The organism is Lentilactobacillus sunkii DSM 19904 (assembly GCF_001435575.1).
Classification (GTDB): domain Bacteria; phylum Bacillota; class Bacilli; order Lactobacillales; family Lactobacillaceae; genus Lentilactobacillus; species Lentilactobacillus sunkii.
Window position 1 is genome coordinate 72,347 of record NZ_AZEA01000009.1, and the last position, 7,878, is coordinate 80,224.

Here is a 7,878-nt window from a genome sequence, read left to right on the forward strand (position 1 = left end):
GTTATCCCTCCTCTTTTTCAGATACAACAATTGTAATGTGACTTGTACGCTTGTTGATTGGTGAAGCAGAACCTTTTGCACGAGGGCGGAATCTCTTAAGAGTTGGGCCTTCGTTTACAAATGCTTCACTTACAAATAAATTTTCACTATCTAAATCAAAATTATTTTCTGCATTAGCAACTGCAGATTTAAGAACTTTTGAAACTACCGGAGAAGCACCGCGGGGTGTAAAATCCAAGATTGCGGCTGCTTCAGCAACACTCTTACCTTTGATAAGATCAACTACAAGACGGACCTTACGTGCGGCAATGCGAACAGTTTTGGCAGTTGCTTTTGCTGATGTAACTTGTTCAGCCATTAGTTATCCTCCTTGTTATTAAACAGTCTTCTTATCGTCAGTTCCATGACCATGGAATGTACGAGTAGGTACGAATTCTCCGAGCTTATGACCAACCATGTCTTCTTGGACATATACTGGGACGTGTTTCCGTCCATCATAAACAGCAAATGTATATCCAATGAAGCTTGGGAAAATCGTTGATCGGCGTGACCAAGTCTTAATAACAGCTTTTTTGTCTTGGCCTTTTTGAGCATCTACCTTTTTGAGCAAGTACTCATCGGCGAATGGTCCTTTTTTCAAACTACGACTCATTATGCAACCTCCTCTGCACAGATATTAAAATTATTAATAAATGCGTTCTTTTACATCTTTGAACCTTTACGACGACGAACAATAAACTTGTTCGAACGTGACTTCTTAGAACGAGTCTTCTTACCAACTGTCTTCTTACCCCATGGTGATAATGGTGATGGAAGACCAACTGGTGCTTTACCTTCACCACCACCATGAGGGTGATCGTTAGGGTTCATTACAGATCCACGTACATGAGGACGTTGGCCCTTATAACGTGTCCGACCAGCTTTACCAACATTGATAAGTTCATGTTCTTCATTACTTACTGAACCAACTGTTGCACGGTTAGTACTAAGAATTAAACGAACTTCACCAGATGCAAGTCTAACAAGTGAATACTTGCCATCACGACCAAGCAACTGTGCAGAAGCACCAGCTGAGCGAACCAACTGACCACCCTTACCAGGCTTGAGCTCGATGTTGTGAATAATTGTACCAACAGGAATGTTTGATAATGGCAATGTATTACCTGGCTTGATATCAGCTTCAACACCAGATTCGACTTTGTCGCCCACTTTTAATCCCTTAGGTGCAATGATGTATGATTTGATTCCGTCAGTATAAACGATCAAGGCAATGTTTGCAGTCCGGTTAGGATCATATTCGATTGCTTTAACAGTTGCCATGACGTCATCTTTAGTTCGTTTGAAATCAATAATACGATATTGATTCTTGTTACCACCACCACGGTGACGAACAGTCATATGACCGTAGTTATTACGACCGGCTGTTTTGCTTTTTGATTCAAGTAAAGACTTTTCAGGCTTACGTTTAGTAATTGCACTGTAGTCTAAGCTTGTCATATTACGTCTACCATTACTGGTTGGCTTATATGTTTTAATGGCCAAAACGTTTTCCTCCTATTTTAGAGATTTCTTTAATTATTCTTCGTTGAATAACTCAATTTCTTTTGAATCTTGAGTCAAGGTAACAATTGCCTTACGACGTTTCTTGGTATAACCAGTGTAACGGCCTTGGCGCTTTAACTTGCCTCTAACATTCATAATGTTTACTCTGACAACCTTAACATCAAAGATGTCTTCGATAGCCTTTTTAACTTGGGTCTTAGTTGCTCGTAAATCAACATCGAATGTGTATGTCTTGTCGTCCATCTTACTAGTTGTTTCTTCAGTAATAACTGGGCGTAAAATAATATCGCGTGATTCCATTATGCGAGCACCTCCTCTACTTGAGAAAGAGCAGCTTTCGTAATGACAACTTTATCGTGATCGGCAACGTCTAAAGTGTTAATTCCTTGTGCGGAAACAACTTTAACGTTTTCCAAATTACGAGCAGATAAAACTGCTTTTTCGTTGTCGTCTTCCAAAACTACTAATGTCTTAGTTGAAACATCTAATTTGTCTAATAATTCAGCAAATTCTTTAGTCTTAGGTGTATCGAACTTCAAAGTATCAACAACAACCAATTTGTCGTCTGAAACTTTTTCTGATAACACTGACTTCAATGCCAAACGTGAAACCTTCTTAGGCAAACGGTATGAATATGAACGTGGAGTAGGTCCGAAGACAATTCCACCGCCACGCCATTGTGGTGAACGGATAGAACCTTGTCGAGCTCTACCAGTACCTTTTTGACGCCAAGGCTTCTTTCCACCGCCGCGAACTGCTGAACGGTTTTTAACAGAATGTGTTCCTTGACGTAAAGAAGCACGTTGCATAACAATTGCATCGAACACAACGTTATTGTTTGGTTCAATACCGAAGATACCATCGTTTAATGCAACGGTACCATTCTTACTTCCGTCTTGTTTATATAATGCTACGTCAGTCATCTATGGTTGCCTCCCTTCTACTTGTTTGAGCCGTGAACGGCACTTCTAATTGTGATATATGATTTATTTGCACCAGGTACATTACCCTTAATCAAAAGAACGTTATTGTCAGTATCAGCATTAACGATCTCTAAGTTTTGAATGGTAACAGTCTTGTTACCCATTCGTCCAGGGAGTTTCATGCCGGGAACAACTCGGTTAATGATGACACCAAGTGAACCTGGACGACGGTGATAACGAGAACCATGAGTTTCTGGTCCACGTGATTGGCCGTCTTTATGAATGTTACCTTGGTATCCATGACCTTTTGTGGTTCCAGTTACATCAACGATGTCTCCTGGTTTAAAGATATCTGCCTTAACTTCATCAGATACTTTATAATCTCCCAGCTCAACATCTTTGATTTCTTTAATGAAGCGCTTAGGAGTAGTATTTGCTTTCTTTGCATGACCTTGTTCTGGCTTATTAGTAAGCACAGTACGTTTGTCTGCATAACCTAATTGAACTGAATCGTAACCATCATTTTCAACGGTCTTGATTTGCATAATGACATTAGGTGTCACTTCAACGACAGTAACTGGTACTAATTCGCCGTTTTCAGTGAAGACTTGCGTCATTCCAACTTTCTTTCCTAAGATTCCTTTTCTGGTCATGAGTACACCTCCGATATATTGTATTTATTATAGTTTAATTTCAATGTCCACACCGCTAGGCAAGTCGAGCTTCATTAATGAGTCAACTGTCTTTGGCGTTGGATTTAAAATATCGATTAATCGCTTGTGAGTCAAAATTTCGAATTGCTCACGAGAATCTTTAAACTTATGTGGTGATGCTAAAACAGTGTAGATTGTACGATCAGTAGGCAATGGAATTGGACCTGAGATAGTAGCTCCAGTTCTTTGCGCAGTTGCAACAATCTTGTCTGCAGATTGGTCAAGGATACGATGCTCGTATGCCTTCAACCGAATACGAATTTTTTGTTTTGCCATTGTGTTCCCTCCTTCGTCTATTTTGAAAATAGGACTAACTCCGTGAAAATTACCGCCAAACCCATGGCAAAGCATCCGGGTGTGTCGCAACCTTTCACATCAAAGCTAATACATATTGCTTTAGGGCAAACTTATCCCTAAAAACAAGTACTCAAATAGTGTACTAAAAAAAGCCGCATAAAACAAGTGCTAACAGCAATTAATTCGATTTGTAATATTACTGTTACTTAATAAAACTTGTTTGAACATTTTTTGATATCCAATTGATCGTAAATAACTTCAACTAACACATTATAACCGGTGAAGTTAAAACAATACAGAGTTTTAACAATAAAAAAAGACCGGAATTAAATTCCGATCTTGTATTTTGAAATTAATCTTCAGCAGGTTGGTTCCCACCGTTTTTCTTAATAATTTCAGCTTGAATGCTCTTTGGAACTGGCTCGTAGTGATCAAATGTCATGGTGAAAGTACCACGACCTTGTGATGCAGAACGAAGCGTAGTTGCATAACCAAACATTTCGGCAAGTGGAACGAATGAATGAATAACTTCAGCACCGCTTCGGCTTTCCATTCCATCAACACGTCCACGTCTTGCAGTAACTTGGCCCATAACATCACCCATGTACTCTTCAGGGACGTTAATATCAACCTTCATGATTGGTTCCAAGATAACAGGAGCAGCAGTCTTAGCAGCATTCCGAAGGGCGATTGATGCAGCTACCTTAAATGCAGCTTCACTAGAATCGACTTCATGATAACTACCATCGTATAGCTTGGCTTTCAAGTCAATCAATGGGTAACCGGCAAGAACACCGTTAGCTAATGATTCCTTCAAGCCTTGTTCTACGGCTGGAATGTATTCACGAGGAACAACACCACCAACAATAGCATCTTCGAATTCGAAACCTTTTCCTTCTTCGTTTGGAGTAAATTCAATCCAAACATCACCGTATTGACCTTTACCACCTGACTGACGGATGAATTTACCTTGAGCCTTGGTTGGTTTAGTGAATGCTTCACGGTATGAAACTTGTGGGGCACCAACTGTAGCTTCAACGTGGAATTCACGCTTCATACGGTCAATGATGATATCCAAATGCAACTCACCCATTCCGGCAATAAGTGTTTCACCGGTTTCTGGATTTGTTGTAGCCTTGAATGTTGGATCTTCTTCAGAAAGCTTTTGAAGAGCAACGTTCATCTTATCCTGGTCAGCCTTCGTCTTAGGTTCAACGGCAACCTGGATAACTGGGTCAGGGAATTCCATTGATTCCAAATGAAGTGGATGATCGACATCAGTTAATGAGTCACCAGTAGTGGTGTTCTTCAAACCAATGGCGGCAGCAATATCACCTGAGAATACTTCTGGAATTTCTTGACGGTGATTTGAATGCATTTGAAGCAAACGTCCTACACGTTCACGCTTGTCTTTAGTTGCATTCAAAATATATGAACCTGATTCAAGAGTACCTGAGTAAACACGGATGTAAGTTAAACGTCCAACGAATGGGTCAGTAGCAACCTTAAATGCCAAAGCAGCAAAGCTGGCATCGTCATTGGCTTTTAATTCAATCTTGTCACCAGTTGCAGGGTCAGTGGCGTTGTATGGCTTAACATCAAGTGGTGATGGTAAGTAGTCAATAACAGCATCCATTAACATCTGAACACCCTTGTTCTTGAAAGCTGATCCAGCTAAAACTGGGAAGAGTTCCAAGTTCAAAGTAGCTTTACGAATAGCAGCCTTGATTTCAGGGATTGGAATTTCTTCACCTTCAAGGTACTTGTTCATAATGTCGTCATCAACATCAGCCAAGGTTTCAACTAATTGATCACGACGCTTCTTAGCTTCATCTTTGTATTTATCTGGAACATCGACTGTATCCCAGTTAGAACCAAGTTTATCTTCATCATAGATGTCGGCCTTCATTTCGATAAGGTCAATAACACCTTCGAAATTATCTTCGGCACCGATTGGCATTTGGATTGGAAGTGGCTTAGCGTTCAAACGGTCTTCGATTGAACCAACAGAGAAGTCAAAGTCGGCACCGACTTTATCCATCTTGTTGACAAATACGATACGTGGAACGTCATAGTCGGATGCTTGACGCCAAACAGTTTCAGTTTGAGGTTCAACACCAGCTTGGGCATCCAAGACAGCAATCGCACCATCCAAGACACGAAGTGAACGTTCAACTTCAACAGTAAAGTCCACGTGTCCTGGGGTATCAATAATGTTGATACGGTGGTCTTTCCATTGAGCTGTCGTAGCAGCCGATGTAATAGTAATACCACGTTCCTGTTCTTGGGGCATCCAGTCCATTTGTGAAGCACCATCATGGGTTTCACCAATTTTGTGAATCTTACCAGTATAGTACAGGATACGTTCAGTAGTCGTTGTCTTACCAGCATCGATATGGGCCATAATCCCAATATTACGAGTTTTTTCTAGCGGAAACTCTCGTTTGTTAGCCATTGTGTAACTCCTTCCGATTCGTACAAAAAGTGGCCAAATCAGCCACTTATTAGTTTGAGCTGTTTAGAACAATTCTGAGATTACCAACGATAATGTGCAAATGCACGGTTGGCTTCAGCCATTCTATGTGTATCTTCACGTTTCTTAACAGATGCACCTGTGTTATTGGCAGCATCCATGATTTCACGTGCAAGACGTTCAGTCATCGTATGTTCACCACGTGAACGCGCATAGTTAACGATCCAACGCAATCCCAATGTTGTACGACGATCTGGTCGAACTTCGATTGGAACCTGGTAGTTAGAACCACCAACACGACGAGCTTTAACTTCAAGAACCGGCATAACGTTCTTCATAGCTTCTTCGAACACTTCAACTGGTTCTTTGTTTGTTTCTTTCTTAATAACATCAAATGCACCATACAAAATTTGTGATGCAGTTCCACGTTTACCGTCTAACATCAAACGGTTAATTAAACGGGTTACCAATTTTGAGTTATAAATTGGATCAGGAAGTACTTCCCGCTTTTGAACATTTCCTTTTCTAGGCATTTCGTTATCCTCCTCATGATTCTATAAAACTAAATATTTAGATTGCATTAGTAAGATTATTCTTTAGGCTTCTTTGTACCGTATTTTGAACGACCTTGACGACGGTCTTGAACACCAGCGGTATCAAGAGCACCACGAATAACGTGATAACGAACACCAGGTAAATCCTTAACACGACCACCACGGATCAAAACAACACTATGCTCTTGCAAGTTATGACCAATACCTGGAATGTAAGCAGTAACTTCGATTAAGTTAGACAAACGAACACGGGCATATTTACGTAAAGCAGAGTTAGGCTTCTTTGGTGTCATAGTACCAACACGGGTTGCAACACCTCGTTTTTGAGGGGCTGGAACAGTAACTTGCTTCTTCTTGAAACTATTGTAAGCATAGTTTAAAGCTGGTGACTTTGATTTTGAAGTTCTAGAATGACGTCCTTTACGGACCAATTGGTTAATTGTAGGCATCTAAAAAGTTCTCCTTTCAAATTTTCAATGTAAGTCCACACATCCAGGCGGTTCTTTTTTATGTAAAAAGAAATGTGTACCGCCCAACACTTTTTGTAATATACAGTCAGCATGTCTGAATATTCAGGAATCTGTCACAAAAAGCACCTTGTCTAATTTATCATGACTAACTGTTTGTGTCAATGAATCATCTTGAATAATTTAAAACAAAAATGCGTACATAAAATACAGAGGTAATTCAATATGATCATTATACAATTTTTATTTGGAGCAAGCATTGCATCGTTTTTTAATTTGGTCGCCGTGAGATGGGCTCGGGGTGAATCGATTGTTCAACCGCGTTCACATTGTGACAGCTGTGGAACCCAGCTCGAAAATTTTGATCTGATCCCCATTGTCAGCTACATCATTTTGAAGGGAAGATGTCGCTATTGCAATAAACAATTTCCAGCAACTTTTTTCACTGTAGAGCTTGCTGCTGGATTGGCAGCTGCAAGTATTGATTTTCAAATCGACAGATGGCCATTTTTGCTCACACTGCTGCTTTTACTTTCGCTCAGCTCGTTTGATATTGTCGAACAGCAAATTCCGCTCAAAGGAATTGGTTTGTTGCTCCTCCTGTGTCTGGTGACAGTCACTCACCCGCTCCCACATATTTGTATGGCAATTTTCGTCTATAGTATGATTCAAATAACCAACCACCATTTTTCCTGGGTGGGAAGTGGAGACATCGACATCTTCTTTTGCCTGTGGTTGTCCTCAAGTGTTCCCTTTCTACTTTGGCTGACATTCATCGCGTGTGTCACTGCATTATTTTATTTAATTGTTGCCCCATGGCCGCAAGATTCTAAAATTCCATTTGTCCCCTTCATTACAATGGTTCTACAATATCTGTTGTTGGTAATA

The 7,878-nt window shown here is 40.3% G+C and carries 11 protein-coding genes; 1 reads left to right on the forward strand and 10 read right to left on the reverse strand.

Going from position 1 to position 7,878, the window contains the following annotated elements:
• Window position 1: 1 nt before the first annotated feature.
• The 10 genes from rplV to rpsL all read right to left on the reverse strand — a co-directional run bounded on the left by rplV (window position 2) and on the right by rpsL (window position 6,972).
• Window positions 2-358: a 50S ribosomal protein L22 gene (gene rplV / locus FD17_RS07125; RefSeq protein ID WP_013728499.1), complete on the reverse strand. Its 357-nt coding sequence runs from the start codon at window positions 356-358 to the stop codon at window positions 2-4.
• 18 nt (window positions 359-376) lie between these two features.
• A complete protein-coding gene (gene rpsS, locus FD17_RS07130) occupies window positions 377-652 on the reverse strand; it encodes a 30S ribosomal protein S19 (protein ID WP_020281108.1) in 276 nt (91 codons plus the stop codon).
• A gap of 50 nt (window positions 653-702) precedes the next feature.
• A complete protein-coding gene (gene rplB, locus FD17_RS07135) occupies window positions 703-1,542 on the reverse strand; it encodes a 50S ribosomal protein L2 (RefSeq protein WP_057825058.1) in 840 nt (279 codons plus the stop codon).
• Between the two features lie 33 nt (window positions 1,543-1,575).
• On the reverse strand, window positions 1,576-1,863 hold the full coding sequence (gene rplW / locus FD17_RS07140; RefSeq protein WP_057825060.1) for a 50S ribosomal protein L23: 288 nt from the start codon (window positions 1,861-1,863) through the stop codon (window positions 1,576-1,578).
• The gene (rplD, locus tag FD17_RS07145) at window positions 1,863-2,486 is read right to left on the reverse strand and encodes a 50S ribosomal protein L4 (RefSeq protein ID WP_057825061.1); all 624 of its coding nucleotides are present in this window, start codon (window positions 2,484-2,486) and stop codon (window positions 1,863-1,865) included. The genes rplW and rplD overlap by 1 nt, the downstream gene beginning before the upstream one ends.
• A gap of 17 nt (window positions 2,487-2,503) precedes the next feature.
• The gene (rplC, locus tag FD17_RS07150) at window positions 2,504-3,139 is read right to left on the reverse strand and encodes a 50S ribosomal protein L3 (protein ID WP_057825064.1); all 636 of its coding nucleotides are present in this window, start codon (window positions 3,137-3,139) and stop codon (window positions 2,504-2,506) included.
• 27 nt (window positions 3,140-3,166) lie between these two features.
• Window positions 3,167-3,475, reverse strand: a complete 309-nt coding sequence (rpsJ, locus tag FD17_RS07155) for a 30S ribosomal protein S10 (protein ID WP_013728505.1) — start codon at window positions 3,473-3,475, stop codon at window positions 3,167-3,169.
• Window positions 3,476-3,848: 373 nt separating this feature from the next.
• Window positions 3,849-5,951 carry an elongation factor G gene (gene fusA, locus FD17_RS07160; RefSeq protein WP_057825065.1) on the reverse strand — a complete coding sequence of 701 codons (2,103 nt, stop codon included), beginning with the start codon at window positions 5,949-5,951 and terminating at the stop codon, window positions 3,849-3,851.
• Between the two features lie 80 nt (window positions 5,952-6,031).
• Window positions 6,032-6,502, reverse strand: coding sequence for a 30S ribosomal protein S7 (gene rpsG, locus FD17_RS07165; protein ID WP_057825067.1), 471 nt, complete (start codon window positions 6,500-6,502; stop codon window positions 6,032-6,034).
• 56 nt (window positions 6,503-6,558) lie between these two features.
• Entirely contained in the window at window positions 6,559-6,972 is a 414-nt protein-coding gene (gene rpsL / locus FD17_RS07170) for a 30S ribosomal protein S12 (protein WP_013728508.1), read from the reverse strand.
• Window positions 6,973-7,215: 243 nt separating this feature from the next.
• Here rpsL and FD17_RS07175 point away from each other — a divergent pair.
• A partial coding sequence (locus FD17_RS07175) for a prepilin peptidase (protein ID WP_057825069.1) occupies window positions 7,216-7,878 on the forward strand: 663 nt, incomplete at its 3' end.